Annotated in this window: 16 protein-coding genes and 1 tRNA gene; 12 read left to right on the top strand and 5 right to left on the bottom strand. The window is 67.6% G+C overall.

Features of this window, described 5'->3' with window-relative positions:
* Nucleotides 1-78 precede the first annotated feature (78 nt).
* From ACIA1L_RS13650 to ACIA1L_RS13625, 6 genes are all read left to right on the top strand, one after another.
* Complete coding sequence (locus ACIA1L_RS13650; protein ID WP_396072967.1) at nucleotides 79-1,188, top strand: ParB/RepB/Spo0J family partition protein; 1,110 nt, start codon at nucleotides 79-81, stop codon at nucleotides 1,186-1,188.
* A 171-nt stretch (nucleotides 1,189-1,359) separates the two neighbouring features.
* Nucleotides 1,360-1,707 carry a hypothetical protein gene (locus ACIA1L_RS13645; protein ID WP_396072966.1) on the top strand — a complete coding sequence of 116 codons (348 nt, stop codon included), beginning with the start codon at nucleotides 1,360-1,362 and terminating at the stop codon, nucleotides 1,705-1,707.
* A gap of 4 nt (nucleotides 1,708-1,711) precedes the next feature.
* The gene (locus tag ACIA1L_RS13640; RefSeq protein WP_396072965.1) at nucleotides 1,712-2,170 is read left to right on the top strand and encodes a hypothetical protein; all 459 of its coding nucleotides are present in this window, start codon (nucleotides 1,712-1,714) and stop codon (nucleotides 2,168-2,170) included.
* Nucleotides 2,167-2,571, top strand: coding sequence for a hypothetical protein (locus tag ACIA1L_RS13635; RefSeq protein ID WP_396072964.1), 405 nt, complete (start codon nucleotides 2,167-2,169; stop codon nucleotides 2,569-2,571). Before ACIA1L_RS13640 ends, ACIA1L_RS13635 begins: the two co-directional genes overlap by 4 nt.
* Nucleotides 2,572-2,709: 138 nt before the next feature.
* Entirely contained in the window at nucleotides 2,710-2,922 is a 213-nt protein-coding gene (locus ACIA1L_RS13630; protein WP_396072963.1) for a helix-turn-helix transcriptional regulator, read from the top strand.
* Nucleotides 2,919-4,451: a tyrosine-type recombinase/integrase gene (locus ACIA1L_RS13625; protein ID WP_396072962.1), complete on the top strand. Its 1,533-nt coding sequence runs from the start codon at nucleotides 2,919-2,921 to the stop codon at nucleotides 4,449-4,451. Before ACIA1L_RS13630 ends, ACIA1L_RS13625 begins: the two co-directional genes overlap by 4 nt.
* 148 nt (nucleotides 4,452-4,599) lie before the next feature.
* On the opposite strand, the gene ACIA1L_RS13620 is transcribed toward ACIA1L_RS13625, so the two are convergent.
* Nucleotides 4,600-4,684 (bottom strand) — tRNA-Ser (locus tag ACIA1L_RS13620).
* Nucleotides 4,685-4,781: 97 nt separating this feature from the next.
* Between ACIA1L_RS13620 and ACIA1L_RS13615 the strand changes: the two genes are divergently transcribed.
* Entirely contained in the window at nucleotides 4,782-5,756 is a 975-nt protein-coding gene (locus ACIA1L_RS13615) for an NAD(P)H-quinone oxidoreductase (RefSeq protein ID WP_396072961.1), read from the top strand.
* Between the two features lie 55 nt (nucleotides 5,757-5,811).
* On the opposite strand, the gene ACIA1L_RS13610 is transcribed toward ACIA1L_RS13615, so the two are convergent.
* Nucleotides 5,812-6,510, bottom strand: a complete 699-nt coding sequence (locus tag ACIA1L_RS13610) for a hypothetical protein (protein ID WP_396072960.1) — start codon at nucleotides 6,508-6,510, stop codon at nucleotides 5,812-5,814.
* Nucleotides 6,511-6,703: 193 nt separating this feature from the next.
* Between ACIA1L_RS13610 and ACIA1L_RS13605 the strand changes: the two genes are divergently transcribed.
* Entirely contained in the window at nucleotides 6,704-7,237 is a 534-nt protein-coding gene (locus ACIA1L_RS13605) for an NADPH-dependent FMN reductase (protein ID WP_396072959.1), read from the top strand.
* A gap of 10 nt (nucleotides 7,238-7,247) precedes the next feature.
* Here the strand turns inward: ACIA1L_RS13605 and ACIA1L_RS13600 are convergent, their stop codons facing one another.
* Nucleotides 7,248-8,345: an acyl-CoA dehydrogenase family protein gene (locus tag ACIA1L_RS13600; protein WP_396072958.1), complete on the bottom strand. Its 1,098-nt coding sequence runs from the start codon at nucleotides 8,343-8,345 to the stop codon at nucleotides 7,248-7,250.
* 314 nt (nucleotides 8,346-8,659) lie between these two features.
* Between ACIA1L_RS13600 and ACIA1L_RS13595 the strand changes: the two genes are divergently transcribed.
* Both ACIA1L_RS13595 and ACIA1L_RS13590 read left to right on the top strand, forming a co-directional pair.
* Nucleotides 8,660-9,670: a C40 family peptidase gene (locus ACIA1L_RS13595; RefSeq protein WP_396072957.1), complete on the top strand. Its 1,011-nt coding sequence runs from the start codon at nucleotides 8,660-8,662 to the stop codon at nucleotides 9,668-9,670.
* 38 nt (nucleotides 9,671-9,708) lie between these two features.
* Nucleotides 9,709-10,101, top strand: a complete 393-nt coding sequence (locus ACIA1L_RS13590) for a hypothetical protein (RefSeq protein WP_396072956.1) — start codon at nucleotides 9,709-9,711, stop codon at nucleotides 10,099-10,101.
* Here the strand turns inward: ACIA1L_RS13590 and ACIA1L_RS13585 are convergent.
* Nucleotides 10,082-11,227: a sensor histidine kinase gene (locus ACIA1L_RS13585; protein ID WP_396072955.1), complete on the bottom strand. Its 1,146-nt coding sequence runs from the start codon at nucleotides 11,225-11,227 to the stop codon at nucleotides 10,082-10,084. The two genes, ACIA1L_RS13590 and ACIA1L_RS13585, sit on opposite strands and share 20 nt — an antisense overlap.
* 391 nt (nucleotides 11,228-11,618) lie before the next feature.
* Here ACIA1L_RS13585 and ACIA1L_RS13580 point away from each other — a divergent pair, with 391 nt between their 5' ends.
* The gene (locus ACIA1L_RS13580) at nucleotides 11,619-12,149 is read left to right on the top strand and encodes a YbhB/YbcL family Raf kinase inhibitor-like protein (protein ID WP_396072954.1); all 531 of its coding nucleotides are present in this window, start codon (nucleotides 11,619-11,621) and stop codon (nucleotides 12,147-12,149) included.
* A 91-nt stretch (nucleotides 12,150-12,240) separates the two neighbouring features.
* On the opposite strand, the gene ACIA1L_RS13575 is transcribed toward ACIA1L_RS13580, so the two are convergent.
* Nucleotides 12,241-12,954 carry a class I SAM-dependent methyltransferase gene (locus ACIA1L_RS13575; RefSeq protein WP_396072953.1) on the bottom strand — a complete coding sequence of 238 codons (714 nt, stop codon included), beginning with the start codon at nucleotides 12,952-12,954 and terminating at the stop codon, nucleotides 12,241-12,243.
* A 264-nt stretch (nucleotides 12,955-13,218) separates the two neighbouring features.
* On the opposite strand from ACIA1L_RS13575, the gene ACIA1L_RS13570 reads away from it, so the two are divergent.
* Nucleotides 13,219-15,183, top strand: coding sequence for a hypothetical protein (locus ACIA1L_RS13570; RefSeq protein WP_396072952.1), 1,965 nt, complete (start codon nucleotides 13,219-13,221; stop codon nucleotides 15,181-15,183).
* Nucleotides 15,184-15,244: the final 61 nt, after the last annotated feature.

Genomic DNA, 15,244 nt, shown 5'->3' with positions numbered 1-15,244 from the left:
ATTTATTGACGTCAAGATCGTCGTTTACTACAATGAATATATACAGCAAAGACACTGCTGTGCATTGTGGAGGACACCATGACTGCCAAGCCGATCTTCAGGACAATCGAGGTTGCCCGCATCGACGCGGACCCGGATCAGCCTCGCAAGGAGTTCAAGCAGGAAGACATCGCAGAGCTGGCCAAGTCGCTGAAGTCGAACGGACAGCTGCAAGCCATCGCCGTGCGCTACGACAAGTCGTCCAAGCGCTACCGGATCGTCGCCGGTGAACGGCGGTGGCGTGCCGCCCAGCACGGCGGGATCGAGACGCTGAACGCGCAGGTGTTCGACATCGACGACGACCGCGCCTTCGAGCTGCAGATCGCCGAGAACGTCAACCGCGAAGACATGTCGCCGATGGAGGAAGCCGCGGCCTACGACGTGCTGCACCGCCGAGGCTGGGAGATCTCCCGCATCGCAGGCGCCTACGGCAAGACCGAGCCGTACGTGCAATGGCGCATCGACCTGCTCAACCTCAACCCGGACGCCAAAGAGCTAGTCGAGAAGGGCCACCTGCCGATCAACGCCGCCTGGTACGTGTGCAAGCTGCCCGCCGACACCCAGCAGCGCTTCCTGGTCAAGTGGGCGCGCGGCGACTTCCGCAGCCCTCGCGACGCTGAAGAATTCGCGAAGGCGTGCCGCGCCGTGGAAGCGCAGGGCAGCTTCTTCACCCTGGACGAGTCCGAGCACACCGAAGAGCGGCGAGAGGAAGTCGCCGCCGCTCGGCGGCGGGTCATCTCGAAGGTCGAGCGCCTGGCCACCGCAGGAGAGATCTTGACCGAACTCGCGGGCACCGACCCGGCGGAACTGGCCCAGGTCCTGGCCGGCGCCGAGGGCGGCATCGCTGCCTACCAGGAGCGCATCAGCCATTTGCAGGCCGCCGCCGGCAAGGCGGTGACGGTGTTGCGCAAGGCCGCCGCCATTGCGGCAGCGGTGACGATCGACATCGACCCGGCCGCCCTCGCCGCCGACGGGAACGGCGACCAGAGCGAAGAGCAGCCGGAGACTCCGCAGGACGACGACGCCGACATCCACGCGGACGCCGCGACCGACGAGGACGACAAGGGCGAGGAGTTCGACGACAACCAGGAAGACGGCGAGCAGCGCGTTACGCCGGCCGTCGCCGATCTCGCGCTCGCCTCCGCCTGACCCCTCCGGCACGAATCACGCGGTGGCACTGTCGGTTCAATATATACGGCCACAGTGCCACCGTGTATGGTCATCGACTGTGGACGACGGCTGGACAGCCTTCCTCCCGGCCGATTCCCCTGCACACGAGCGGCGCACCCCGCCGCCTCCTGACCAGGAACGGAAACCGCCATGCACCACGCAGCACCCCCCACCGATCGGGCCCCGCGAACGCCGGACGACTCGACCGAACCCACTACGCCCGCGCCGATCGTGTACCGCTCCACCCGCGGCCACGTCGAGGCCGTCGGTACCACCTGGCCGCAGATCGAGGCATACCTGATCTACAAAGGCGCGGCCGTGACCTCCCAGCGCTACATCGACCAGGTCCGCGACTGGTTCGAGCGCACCCCGGACGGTCACTACTACGCCGAGTGGAACACCTCCGCCTGGACCGGCTGGATCGAAACCTGGCGCAAGGAATGGGCCCGGCCGATCCGCACGCTGCACCCGCGGCGCAGCGTGCAGGCAGGCGGCTAGAACCGTGAACGCGAGATCCCTGCCGCTACCCGCAGCCGTCACCGCCGAGGTGCGCGGCATCGCTGTCACCGCGGCCTGCCGCATCGCCGCCCGCGAAAGTCTGCCGCTCAACCGCGCAACGATCGACCAGCTGGTCGAAGCGATCATCGACGACATCTGCCAACCCCTGCTCATCGGAGGCTTCAGGTTGGCCTGCGACCGCGTCGAGCAGTACATCGGCGACATCGACCGCTACCTCATCACGCCGGCACGCCGACGTGCTGAGGCCGGGCAGGACACCGCCGACACCCTCTACACCCACTTGCAATACCTCGCCGGGATGCACGACCTGCACACCAGCGTGCAAGCGGAGTGGAAACACCTCACGGCCGACCCCGCCCCGATGGCAGCCGGCGCCCGCACCGCCCAGCCCGAACCGCGCACCTCACACCGCCCCCTACCGCTGCTGCGAGAAACGACGTGACCGTGGACCTATTCACCTGCCGCTACCAGCGGTTCCAACCCGCCATGGGATCGCCCGTCCGCACCACCGCGGGCCTTCCCCGATTCCCCCTGACGTACGAGCTGGCCGGGCACGCGCATCTCATCAGCCCCACTTGGGCGATGGTGTCGATCAACGACCAGGCGACCTACCGCGGCCAGTACCGGCTCCTGCTCGACGCCCACGGCCTCGACGCCGTCCGCGCCGAGCTGCAGGCCATCGCCGACCAGGCCACCGACCCGCGGCTGGTCCTGCTGTGCTTCGACGACCTGTCGAAGCCCGACGGCTGGTGCCACCGCCGCATGTTCGCCGACTGGTGGACCGAACAGACCGGCGACGACGTTCCCGAACTCGCCGAACCACCCATCGCGAGCCTGTTCTGACCCGGGCGGGTGCTGGACGGTGACAGCCGTCCAGCACCCGCCCGGTCACCACTAACCGGCTCCTGGCGTCCGCCTACCCAGCTACCGCCAGGGCCGCACTCCCCTCGTCCAACACAACGCTGAGGAGCGCCCATCATCATGGCTGCTACGCCTGCTGATCGGAACACCCCACCCACCGAAAAGCTGACTGTTCCTGAGGTCTGCGAGGAATTGAAGATCGAGCGATCGACCTTCTACCACTGGCGTCAAACGAACCAGGCGCCGCGCTGCATTCGCCTGCCCAACGGAAAGATCCGCGTCGAACGTGCCGACCTAGACGAATGGGTCGCCAGCATGAAGGACGCCGCATGACCCGTCGGCGGGGCACGCCCGGCCCCGGCCCCGGCTCCGGCGATGGCCTCCGACTTACCGCCAACGTGCGAATCTGGGACATCCTCGAAAACCAGCTCAAGCCGAAGATCGGCAAGAACGGCAAGCCCGGAAAGCCCCGCAAGTCGTACACCGTGCGGTGGGTTGTGGACGGCGAAACCTTCCCCCGCACCTTCGCCACCTATGGGTTAGCCGATAGCTGGCGATCCAAGCTGCTGACCTACCAGCGCGAAGGCACTCTCTTCGACATCGGCACCGGGCTGCCAGAACCCTTAGCGCGGGAAGCGCTGTCCGTGTCCTGGTACAAGCTAGCGACCTCGTTCGTCGATATGAAGTGGAAGGATCTTGCGCCGAAATCCCGCTACTCCGTTGCCGAGAGCCTGTCACGTGCCACCGCCGCCTTGACGACTACCACCCGCGGTGCGCCGGACCCGAAAGTCCTTCGGCAAGCGCTCGAACATTACGCCTTCAACACCACCGCGCGAGCGGCTGGTCCGCCACCCTCTGACCTCGCGGCTGCCGTCGAGTGGATCAGCACCAACACGGTCGCAATGGCACGTTTCTTCGACAAGACCGAAGCTGCTGCCTTGACCAGGGCAGCCCTCAACCGCTGCGCCACCAAGGTGGACGACAGCGGGCCCGTCGGTGCGAACACCATCGCCCGCCGCAGGGCAGTCCTCTACGGGTGCCTCGACTACGGAGTCGAGCTCGGATTCATCCCCACCAACCCCATGAACCTGCTGAAATGGACGGCCCCCAAAGTGGTTAGCGAAGTCGACCGCCGCACCGTGGTGAACCCCGCCCAAGCCCGCCGATTCCTCGACGCGGTCCGAGACTCCGGTCCGCGCGGCACGCGACTAGTGGCGTTCTTCGCGCTTCAATACTGGGCCGCGCTGCGCCCCTCCGAAGCCCTGCAGGTACGGCGCAGCAACTTCCTCGACTTGCCCGAGACGGGCTGGGGTGAAGGTCTGCTTGACGAGTCCAACCCTCGAGGTGGCCGCCGCTGGACAAACGGCGGCGAGTCGCGTGAGGTGCGACAGCTCAAACACCGGCCAGCCGGCGCCACGCGGCCATTCCCCGTCCACCCCGCCCTGGTGAAAGTTCTCCTCGCTCACTTCGACGCGTTCGGCATCGGCCCCGATGATCTGTTGTTCCTTGGCCCCCGCGGTGGGCTGCTCGCGGAGTGGGCGTACCTAGAAACCTTTCACCAAGCCCGCTCTATCGCCCTGACTACGGAGGAAATAGCCTCCCCGCTGCTGGCCGTGCCCTACAGCCTGCGCCACGCCTGCGTGTCGACGATGCTCAACGCCGGCATCTCGCCCACTCAGGTAGCGGAGTGGGCCGGCCAGAGTGTCGAGGTTCTGCTCAGGGTCTACGCCAAGTGCCTCGTCGGGCGGGACAAGATCGACCGGCAACGCTTCGAGGAAGCAACTCGGGAGGCATTTGCCGACGCACCGCCGCCGCCCGATGTCACCGAAAGTGACGATGACCAGGGCGAACAGGCCGGGTAGCGCGCCGCGCCGCCAACGCAAATACGACGCAGACAGCCGTGAATCCCCGTTTCTGGCCGTGAACAGCTGGACATCGACACCGACGGAGCCGCCCAGCCACGACGGCCAGAAACGGGGTCTGACCTGCGAAGGGGCAGGTCAGGCAGTGCGGAGGGCGTGGGATTCGAACCCACGATGAGTTTCCCCATACCGGTTTTCAAGACCGGCGCCATCGGCCACTAGGCGAGCCCTCCAGATGACGGGCACCAGTCTGCCAGATCACCGCACGGGCGGCGGAGCGGACACCGGGAGATCCGTTTCTTGTCGGACCCGTCGGGCAAGCTTGCAGGCATGCACGCCATCGTGATCGAGAAGCCTGGTGGGCCGGAGGTGCTCGTGTGGGCCGAGGTGCCGGATCCGGAGCCCGGGCCTGGTGAGGTCGTTGTCGAGGTCACCGCCGCGGCGGTGAATCGGGCGGATGTGTCGCAGCGACTGGGCCACTATCCGCCTCCGCCGGGCGCTTCGGAATATCCAGGTCTGGAGTGCGCCGGTGTGATCACGGCCGTCGGGACAGAGGTCTCAGAGCACCACGTGGGCGAACGGGTTTGTGCTTTGCTCGCCGGCGGTGGGTACGCCGAGCGGGTGGCGGTGCCCGCCGGCCAATTGTTGCCGGTGCCGCAGGGCATGTCTCTGCAGGAGGCGGCGGCGTTGCCGGAAGTCGCCTGCACGGTCTGGTCGAACGTCGTGGACGTGGCGCGTCTGCGGAAGGGGCAGACGTTGCTGGTGCACGGCGGGAGTGGTGGCATCGGGACTTTTGCGATCCAGTTGGGCAAGGCGCTGGGGGCGACGGTGGTCGTGACCGCGCGGGAGGCCAAGCACGAGCAGCTTCTCGCGCTGGGTGCTGACCTCGTCGTCGACTACACCAGCACCGATTTTGTCGAGGCGACTCGGGAATTCACCGAGGGGCATGGCGCTGACGTGATTCTGGACATTATTGGTGCGAAGTATCTGGCGCGGAATGTGGCTGCGTTGGCCGCGGGTGGGCGCGTGGTGACCATCGGGTTGCAGGGCGGCCGCAAGGGTGAGCTCGATTTCGGGGCTTTGATGGCTAAGCGCGGTTCGATCTCCGCGACGACGTTGCGGGCCCGGCCGAGCAAGGACAAGGCCCGGATCGTGCGGGGGGTGCGCGAGCAGGTGTGGCCCCTGATTGACGCGGGGGCGATTCGCCCGGTCATCGACTGCACCATGCCGATGCGCGAGGCTGCTGAGGCGCATCGGCGGGTGGAAGCCAGCGACCACCTCGGCAAGATTGTGCTCCTCCCCTAGACGCGCTGGCCGCGGTGTCATGACTGACACCGCGGCCGGCGAAATGCCCAGAGCCTCAGACCTGGACCGTGGTGGTGCCGGAGAAGACCCGTAGAGTCCAGGAGCAGCCGGATGCGCTGCTGACCTCGAAGAAGCCGGCTCGGCCGCCCTCGTGGCCGTTCATGGTGAGCGTGCCCCGCTGTCGTTCCGAGCCGACGTACTCGTACCCGCTGCCCTTGCCTTCCCAGGTCAGGTAGAGGAAGGGGAATTCGGGGTCGGCGCAGTCCCAGGTGGCGATGGCCTTGTAGTCGACGGTCGGCACTTTGATGGTGCGGCTCTTCCAGGGCGTCGAGGTGCCGCGCCAGCTGGCGATTTCTTTGGAGCGGGTCTGGACGACCTGGATGGCGTCGAGCCGGGCGGCGTTCTTGCGGGCGGCAGTGCCGGCGAAAACCGCTTTCCACGTTCCGGTGGTGTCGGCGGTGAAGCGTCGGATGAAGGTGCCGGCGTCGGTGGCGGTCGTGAAACCTTTGTAGACAAAGGCGGTGGCGGCGGTGCCGGCTTTGCGGAAGTAGAAGCTGACCCGACTCGTGTTGCCGGTGGCGCCCACCCAGACGCGGCCGCTCAGGGTGACGGTGCCGCCCTTGATCGCTGGCTCCGGCGTGGCGTTGAAGGTCATCTTCACCGCTGCGGGGGCGGCCTGGGCCGGCGCCGGCGCGGTGACAAGGGCCACCAGCACGGTCAGGAGGGAGAGGAGCAGGGCGGGCTTGCGACGCATCGGCCGTAGACCTTTCGGGCTATAGGTGGCTTATGTCCGAAGTGTTGCAGGCTTGGCGGCGGCCGTCGAGGCGGCAGCCGAAGACCACCGTGTCCGGTTAATCCGAATGGCGCCGAATGGCGAGCGCGCGGCCGAGGTCCGGAGCGACCCGGCCGGTTGACCTCAACGTCGGTTGAAGTTTTAGCGTTCCGGCATGGAGATCACCCCGCTGCGTGTGGCAGTCGTCATCGGTAGTGCCCGGGAAGGCCGGTTCGGCCCCACGGTGGCCGCCTGGATCGCTGCCGAAATCGGACTGCGCCCAGAGCTGGTACCCGAGCTGGTGGACGTGGCGGAGGTCGGCAGCGGGACGGTCACCAAGCAGCTGGGGCTTGCCGATGCCTTCATCGTCGTCACGCCCGAGTACAACCACAGCTTCCCCGCGCCGCTCAAGGCTGTCATCGACGATCACTACACCGAGTGGCAGGCCAAGCCGGTTGCGTTCGTGTCCTACGGCGGCTTGTCGGGCGGTCTGCGCGCCGTCGAGCAGCTTCGCCCCATCTTCGCCGAACTGCACGCTGTCACCGTCCGCGACACCGTCAGCTTCCATGGTGGACGAAAATGCTTCGATGTGGACGGTCGAGTTGCCGACCCCGAAAGCTCCGCCGCGGCCGGTCGGCTGCTCGACCGCCTCACCTGGTGGGCGCACACGCTCCGCGACGCCCGGGTGGCCCGTCCCTATGCGAGCTGAACGAGGGCGCTCATAGCCGCGCAGTCAACGCCGGATCGTCGTCGCCGAGCAGGACCGCACCCACCAGATCGACCACGTCGTCGGAAACCATCGCGTGTTGGGTCGCCACGTGCACGTCCCGGAAGTGTCGTTGTAGGGGGCTGGCTGCGTACACAGCGCTTCCGCCGGCGGCGCGGTAGACCAGATCAACCGCCAGTGCCGCATTGCGGGTCGCGGTAGCGATCGCGAGTCGCATTGCGGCGCGCTGCGACACACTGGTGCCGGCGGTGACAAAAGCCTGCCGAAGGTACGCGAGTCCGCTCCCGTGCAGTGCCGTGGCCTGCGCGACCGCGGAGCGCACAGCGGGCTTACCCGCGATCGTCGCACCGGTGAGCGGGTTGCGCTTGCTGCGGGCGAGCTCGCCGAAGTCCTCGATGGCCGCCCGTGCGATGCCCAGCGCCACGGCACCGATGCCGAGGGCAAGGAGCGCGAGCGGTGGGAACGAGTACAGCGCATCGGACTGCTGGGGCGGTTCGGACAGCGTGCAGGTCCGTTCGGTGGGGACAAAGACGTTGTCGGCGGAGAAGTCGTGGCTGCCGGTGCCGCGGAGGCCGGCGACGTCCCAGGTGTCGTGGATGGTCACTTGGGCGGGCTCGAGTACGCACAGGCGTACCCCGGACGGAGTCATGGCTCCGCCGATCAGCCGGGTGGCGTGCCGGCATGCGCTCGCGAAGGCCCAGCGGCCGCTGACCAGGTAGCCGCCGTCGACCGGGATCGCCCGGCCCATCGGTGCGGCCACGCCGGCGATGAGGAAGTGCGGGTCGCCGAGCAGTTCCTTGGCGGTGGCGGCCGGCAGATAGGCCAGGCTCACGCCGGTCGCGGCGCCGATCATCGCGCACCAACCGGTCGAACCGTCGGCCCGGCCGAGTTCCTCCCAAACGTCCACGAGCAGGCTCGGCGTAGCCGCGCCGCCGCCTAATGCTTGCGGTACCGCAAGGGTGAAAATGCCCAGGTCAGAGAGCTGATCGAGGATTGCGCGCGGCACGCCCCGATTGCTTTCTATCAGCGGTGCGAGTTTGCGGATGTCGGGGGTCAGCGCACGAAGCTCGTCGATCAGTGAGGGTGGCATGACGCTGAGTATCGCCGATGTTCGCGGCCGCGAATAGCCACCAGTGTCGTGCAATTCCGCCCCGGGGCTGGCGCCTCGTGCCGGATGGGTGTGAACGGGCCGTGGAACACGGCAGGTCCGGTTGGTCCGGGATGGAATTTTTCTGTTCCGCCTATCGGCCCGGCAAATGTGTGTTGGCATGGTCGGCGGCATTAAACAAATTAACGCCCGGGTTCCCATTGTCCGCCGTTCACCGGCAGATACCGGCACGGCGAACACTGCGCTGCGCCACAAAATGGGATACGCGTGAGTGCCCCGGGCCTAGTTCGGAGGCTGTGCTGTCCCGTCCGTCCACCGGCCGTGTGTTGGCCGCCGGCGCCCTCGCGCTGGTTGTCAGTTCACCGGCCCTCGAACCCGTCATTCCCGCTGAAGCGCAGACTCCGCTCAATCCGGTCGCGGCAGCCGCCGCGGCGGTGCCGCCCCTGCTGGAAATGCGCCACCGGGACCGTCCGGCCACTCGAACCGCGGCCCGTCGGTCGGCCACCCGCCCTGCCACGGTCGCGCTGCGTGCCACCCAGCGCCAATTTTCGACGGTACGCCGGGACGTACAGCCCCGCGCCGACACGGAACCCCGCGGCATCGCCGAGATCATGGCCGAGGCTGAGCGGCAGCTCGCCGAGAGCCGCGCCGCCGCCCAGCGTGACGCGGCAGCCGCAGCGGCCACTCCCGCCACTGCGACACAGGGCGGCTCGGCTACCGCTTCTGCCGCGCCGGCGCAGAGCGGCTCGGCTACCGCTATGGATCAGGCCGCTGCGACGGGGCACGCCATCGCCGACCGGCAGCTCGCCGTATCCGCGCAGCAGACGGCAGTCGCCGCGCAGCAGGCGGCCGCAGCCCAACGCCGAGCCGCAGCCGCCGCTCGCCGGGTTGCCGCCCAGCGGCGCGCAGCCGTCGTCCGCCAAGCCGCTGCGAAGCGAGCCGCCGCCCGTGCACAGGCAGCCCGCCAGTCGTCCGCCCGGCGCATGGCTTCGGTCATCACCTACGCGCGTTCCCAGGTCGGGAAGAGCTACCGACCCGGCGGTGAAGGCCCGCACGCCTTCGACTGTTCCGGCTTCACGAAACGGGCGTACGCCCGGGCCGGTCTGCGGTTGCCGCATTCCTCAGGCGGTCAGGCCGCACGGGCGCGCAAGGTCTCCCGGAGCGCGGCGCGGCCCGGCGATCTGGTCGTCGGACCCGGTCACGTGGGCATTTACATGGGCCGCGGAATGATGATCGACGCGGGAAACTCGCGGACCGGGGTGGTGTATCGCCGGCTGTATGCCGGGTTGCACATCGAGCGTTTCTGAATTGCCGCGGTAGCCGGCGGGCGGTGAGAATCGCTCGCATGATCACCGAGCACTGGTCGCTGTTCGGGCTGCGGCTGCGCACACCGCAGCTCGAACTTCGGCTGCCCGATCTCGAGGACCTCGCCCAGCTCGCGGACGTGGCAGCCGCCGGCGTGCACGACCCGGCCGTCATGCCTTTCGTGACGGCCTGGACCGACACCACGGCGGCCGGTCGGGCGCGCAGCACCCTGCAATGGGCGTGGACTCAAGCCGGCCGCTGCTATGTCGACGACGGCAGCGAGTGGCATGTGGTGCAGGGTCGCCGGGTGCGCGGCCGCAGGCTGTTGCTGGATCGGGAGCATTGGGCGGCTGCCCGCACGATCGACGTGACCATCACCGGCCTGGAACCGTGCCTGGAGCAGTTCGGCGTCCCTACGGCTTCGGCAGGGTGAGCCGGACGGTGGTGCCGATGCCCGGTTCGCTCTCCACGTGAATGCTGCCGTGGTGGGCGTCGATGATCGAGCGGACGATGGCGAGTCCGAGGCCCGGCCCGGGGGCAGCCATCGTGTCCGCCGCGGCGCTGCGGAAGAAGCGGTCGAAGACGTGCGGGAGTTCGTTGGCGGGGATGCCCACGCCGGTGTCGATGATCACCAGCTCCGGCTCGTCGCCGGAGTTGCTGGTCACCGAGATCTCGCCGCCGGCCGCGGTGAACTTGACCGCGTTCACCACCAGGTGGTTGAGGGCCTGGTGCAGGCGTTTGGCGTCGCCGCGGGCGAGGACCGGGCTGGCCGTACGGTCGCGCAGCTTCACCTGCCGGTGTTCGGCGAGGGGGCGACAGGACGAGGTGACCTGGTGGGCGATCTCGGCTAGGTCGACCTCGGTGAGGTCCAGCTCCATGCCCTCGTCGCTGAGCCTGGCCACGGTGAGCAGGTCGTCGATGAGGCGCAGCAGCCGGTCCGAGTTGCGCTGCATGACGGACAGAAAGCGCTGGGAGGTTTCGGCGTCAAAGTCGTCTTCGAGAAGCATCTCCAGGTAGCCGCGGATCGATGACAGCGGCGTCCGCAGCTCGTGGCTGACGTTGGAGAGGAAAGAGTCCTTCATGCGGTCCAGCTGGCGCAGCCGGTCGGAGATCTCGCCGGCGTGCCGGGCGTAGCGACGCAACTCCAGCTGCACCGCCGCGTGCCGGGCCAGGCTGCGGAGGGCGCGTTTGTGCGCCGCGCTGAGTTCTCGCGGCCGGGTGTCGATCACGCAGATCGCACCGGCCGGGTGTACGCCGTCCAGCACGACGGGGGCGCCGGCGTAATACCGGTAGCCGTCCGGTCCCCCGTAGGGCAGTTCGAAAAGCTCCTGATTGCGTACGGCGTGCGCGCAGTGGGCTAGGTCCCGGTGCACGTCAGCCGCCTCGATGCCGACGTGGGCGCACCATTGCTGTTCGCCGTCCACCAGGTTGACCAGCGCCATCGGGGTATCACAGATCTCGGACGCGAGCAGGGCGATGTCGTCGAAGTCGGGTTCCGGCCCGGCGTCGGGCTCCAGGGCGTCGCCCGGCCGCTCTACCTGCACTTTTGGCGCACCCACGCCCTGATCGTCTCACCGGGTGCCCGATTCGGTCGGCGGTTTCTCCGGCACGCTTCGCCGGCCTGGTGGCCTCGAGCCTGGCCCACCCATCGGTACAGACAGCAGTCGGCACCCGTCCCGGAGGACAGGTGCCGACTTGCTGGCCACCAGCTGCGATCAGCGACCGATCACCACCGGGCACGGGGATCTCTGCCGCACGTACCCGGTCGGATGTCTGACACAACTATCGCTCCAGTCAACCCCTGCACCGCGCACTAGCTGTGCGTTTCCCGTAAGACGGTGACTACGGCTGCGGGACGGGCGCCGGCTGTGCGAGACGTCACCCGGTTACTTTGAGGTCGTATGGGGCAGTCTGAGGTCAGATCCGTACGAGTCGGAGGGACGATCGAGCATGAGCTTGGAGCGCGCCGAGGCACCGGATCCGTACGACATCCTTCCGCCGGTGCCGTCCTTCACGATCACCAGCGCGGACCTCGTCGACGGGCAGCCGCTCGACGAGTTGTATGCCCACACCAGCGTCGGCGGCAAGAACCTGTCCCCGCAGCTGGCCTGGGCCGGCTTTCCCGCCGAGACCCGCGGCTTCGTGGTGACCTGTTTCGACCCGGACGCGCCGACCGGCAGTGGCTTCTGGCACTGGGTGGCAGTCAACCTGCCGGCCTCGGCCACCGAGCTGCCGCGCGGCGCTGACCCGCTCCCGGACGGCGCTTTTGCCATCCGCAACGACTACGGCGAAGCGGGTTACGGCGGCGCGGCCCCGCCCCCGGGTGACCGTCCGCACCGCTATGTCTTCGCGGTGCACGCGATCGACGTCGACCGCCTCGAGGTGGGCGCGGATGCCACCCCGGCCTATGTCGGCTTCAACCTGGCCTTTCACACCCTGGCCCGGGCAACCATCCGCCCCACCTTCCGGGTGGCCGGCTGATTGAAGATCGTTTTGAGACAGCCAAAGAAACCCGCGAGGCCTCGGACCCCGCGGGTTTCTTGTGATGCTGAAGCGTTTCAGTGGTGCTGGATCAGCCAGGAACCTTGGCGACCACGAAGACCGACTGGCCGAACGGCGGCTTCACGACCGACTCGGCGGCCTTGGTCACCGGGAGCACGACGCTGTCGTAGATCTTCACCATCGGGCCCTCCTTCGGGGCCAGCTTGAAGATGCTCGTCGCGGTGTAGTAGCCGATGAGGCCCAGCGCGTTCGCGTAGTGCAGCTTCTCGATGGTGAGGCCGGCCTCGGTCATCGCGGCCCGCATCGACTTCTTGGTGTAGCGGCGGATGTGGCCGGTGGCGATGTCGACCTGGCTCATGGCGAACATGAAGGCCGGGACGATCAGGATGATGCGGCCGCCCGGACGGACCAGCTCAGCCATGCTGCGCAGCGCGCCGACGTGGTCCTCGATGTGCTCGAGCACGTTGTAGGACACCGCCGCGCTGTATTCACCGTTGGCGTCGGGCGACGGGAGCAGCATCTGCCGCACGTCGATGTTGTTGTGGTCGGCCAGGCGCTCCTTGAGCTGCACCAGCCGGTCCGGGTCCGCCTCGGTGGCGGTGAAGCGCGGAACGCGCTCCGCCCACTCCAGGGCATAGTCGCCGAGACCGCTGCCGACCTCGATGGGGTTCTCGCCCAGGTACGGGAGGGCGAGCTCGACGAACCAGCGACGGTGGTTCACGGCCATGGCGAGGCCCTCGAGCACTTCGGACTGGATCCGCTGGTCTCCAGTGATGTCTGCCATAAGTAAGGTTCCCTCGTCTTGCCGATCCGAGCTGACAGCGGGACCGGAAGATTTAAGCATCCGCTGCGCGCAACCGAAAGTTGAGCGGGGGGTGGCCGCTCTAATTTTGCCTGATTGAGACATAGCGCCGGGTGGACCGGGCCGTTCCCCCATCATGCACTACGTAGGTCAAGGGGCGGTAAATCGTGTGCTCATATCGGGTGCGTCACGCCCGGCCCGCCCGTCACAACACCGTTACCAACCTCCGTTAGGCTCGCCGATGCTATGACGATTACGGGTATTGACTCGACAGGCCAGGGAGCCGGCGGGAACGTTCTTCCGCCCAGTTCCGCGGTCACCGCCGACGACTTGGATGCGGAGCTCATCGCCCTCGAAACCGAGGTTGCTGCCGCGCCGATCTCAGTCATACCCGCAGATCGCACGGTGGTTGAGGCTGAGCCGGACACGGCGCCGCAGCGGCGCTGGTGGCGCTCTCTCACGTGGCGAGATGTGCTCGCGATTACTACCTTCATTGGGGTAGCGCTCTTCATCGTCTCGCCGTTGTGGCTCAATCTTGATCATGAGTTGCGTGATGATCCGCAGGATCACGCATTCTTTGAGTGGATGCTGGCACACGGTGCGCGAGTGGTTACGGATGGCGTTTATCCGTTCTTCTCGGATCGCATGAATTACCCCGATGGGGTGAACATGATGGCCAACACTTCGGTGCTGGCCGTTTCCCTGCCGATGACGCCGATCACTGCGCTGTTCGGACCGCATGTGGCCTTCAACGCGTTTTTAACGTTGGCCTTGGCGTTCACCGGCATCTCGTGGTACCTCGTGCTGTCCCGGCAGTTCGTGACTTCCCGGCTCGCTGCCTGGGTCGGCGCGCTCTTCGCCGCCTTCGCGCCGAGCATGATCTCGCACGCCGGCGGCCACCCCAACATCGTCTCGCAATTCCTCGTGCCGCTGATCATTTGGCGCACCCTCGCCCTGCGTACGCCAGGACGCGCCGTCCGCAACGGGCTCATCCTGGCCGGCCTGCTGGTCTGGCAGGCGTTCATCAATCTCGAGATCCTCTTCATGACCGCGGTCGGCCTCGGGGTCTTCTGCGCGGTCCTGGCTGTCGTCCGGCGAGATCGGTCCGAGGTTGTTGCCTTCCTGCGCGCGCTCGGCGTCACGGCCGCCGCGACCCTGGCCGTCCTGGCGTACCCGCTCTATGTGCAGTTCTTCGGGCCGCAGAGCTACGAGGGTCTTTCGCCGATGGTTCGCAACTTCGGTGCCGACCTCGGATCTTTCACCGCGTACGCTCAGCGCTCTATTGCCGGCAACAGCTTGACCGCGGCGCGCCTCGCCCAGAATCCCGCCGAGGAGAACGCGTTCTTCGGGTGGGGTCTGGTCATTCTCTTCTTCGGTCTCGTGGTGTGGATGCGCCGGAGTGCCGCCGTGCTCACCTTGGCTGGCCTCGCGCTGTTCTTCGGTGCGATGTCCCTCGGCCCACGGGTGCAGGTCAACGGCGTGCCCACCGAGGTCTCCGGCCTGTGGGCGCTGCTGCACAGCGTCCCCGTGCTGAACTCCGCCGTGCCGACTCGCTGGGCCATGGCGATCGCCCCGATGATCGCCATCGTCCTCGCACTCGGCATTCAGAGGGCCTCGCACCTGATGAAGGTTCAGCCCTCCACTCGCGGCCCGGTCCGCGCAGCGATGATCACGGCGTTGGCGATGGCCCTGGTGCCGCTCGCCCCGACCCCGCTGCGCACCGCGCACATGGAGCCGGTGCCGGAGTTCGTCACGTCGGGTGCCTGGCGGCAGTACGTCGACGACAACCACACGCTGGTAACGCTGCCCCTGCCGGACTCCACCTATCCGGACCCGATGCGCTGGAGCGCCTACACCGGCCACGACATGCGGATCGCCAGCGCGTACGCGCTCCTGCCGAACCGCAACCCGCTGGACCCGGACGACAAGACGGCGTTGTTCGCCCCGCCGTGGCGGCCGACCAGCGGCCTGATGACGTCGATCCGGCAGGGCAATCCGATCCCGGAGATCACCGCCACCCGGCGGGAGATGACGCTGGCCGACCTGCGCTTCTGGCAGGCTGGCGCGATCGTGCTGACTCCCCAGGAGCGCGACATGGAAATGCTGCGCACCATGACCAAGCTGCTTGGCTTCCAGCCGACCTGGACCGGGGGAGCCTGGGTCTGGGACGTCCGGGAGCTGGTCGACGACCCGCAGGCCAAGCTGGGCTGAGCCCCCGCGGGCCCGTCGTTCGGGTCTGGTCGGCGCCGTTCCTGTCCGGCCTGTCCGGGCC

Origin of the sequence: Actinoplanes sp. NPDC051859 (genome assembly GCF_044452725.1) — a bacterium.
Classification (GTDB): domain Bacteria; phylum Actinomycetota; class Actinomycetes; order Mycobacteriales; family Micromonosporaceae; genus Actinoplanes.
Note: the sequence above shows the minus strand (reverse complement) of the source record. Positions and strands in the feature narration are given on the sequence as shown.

What these genes read in the sequence shown, in the direction of transcription:
- ACIA1L_RS13650 (WP_396072967.1), top strand. Translation starts at nt 79, where the DNA reads ATGACTGCCAAGCCGATCTTCAGGACAATCGAGGTTGCCCGCATCGAC.
- ACIA1L_RS13645 (WP_396072966.1), top strand. Translation starts at nt 1,360, where the DNA reads ATGCACCACGCAGCACCCCCCACCGATCGGGCCCCGCGAACGCCGGAC.
- ACIA1L_RS13630 (WP_396072963.1), top strand. Translation starts at nt 2,710, where the DNA reads ATGGCTGCTACGCCTGCTGATCGGAACACCCCACCCACCGAAAAGCTG.
- ACIA1L_RS13625 (WP_396072962.1), top strand. Translation starts at nt 2,919, where the DNA reads ATGACCCGTCGGCGGGGCACGCCCGGCCCCGGCCCCGGCTCCGGCGAT.
- ACIA1L_RS13615 (WP_396072961.1), top strand. Translation starts at nt 4,782, where the DNA reads ATGCACGCCATCGTGATCGAGAAGCCTGGTGGGCCGGAGGTGCTCGTG.
- ACIA1L_RS13610 (WP_396072960.1), bottom strand. Translation starts at nt 6,510, where the DNA reads ATGCGTCGCAAGCCCGCCCTGCTCCTCTCCCTCCTGACCGTGCTGGTG.
- ACIA1L_RS13605 (WP_396072959.1), top strand. Translation starts at nt 6,704, where the DNA reads ATGGAGATCACCCCGCTGCGTGTGGCAGTCGTCATCGGTAGTGCCCGG.
- ACIA1L_RS13600 (WP_396072958.1), bottom strand. Translation starts at nt 8,345, where the DNA reads ATGCCACCCTCACTGATCGACGAGCTTCGTGCGCTGACCCCCGACATC.
- ACIA1L_RS13590 (WP_396072956.1), top strand. Translation starts at nt 9,709, where the DNA reads ATGATCACCGAGCACTGGTCGCTGTTCGGGCTGCGGCTGCGCACACCG.
- ACIA1L_RS13580 (WP_396072954.1), top strand. Translation starts at nt 11,619, where the DNA reads ATGAGCTTGGAGCGCGCCGAGGCACCGGATCCGTACGACATCCTTCCG.
- ACIA1L_RS13575 (WP_396072953.1), bottom strand. Translation starts at nt 12,954, where the DNA reads ATGGCAGACATCACTGGAGACCAGCGGATCCAGTCCGAAGTGCTCGAG.
- ACIA1L_RS13570 (WP_396072952.1), top strand. Translation starts at nt 13,219, where the DNA reads ATGACGATTACGGGTATTGACTCGACAGGCCAGGGAGCCGGCGGGAAC.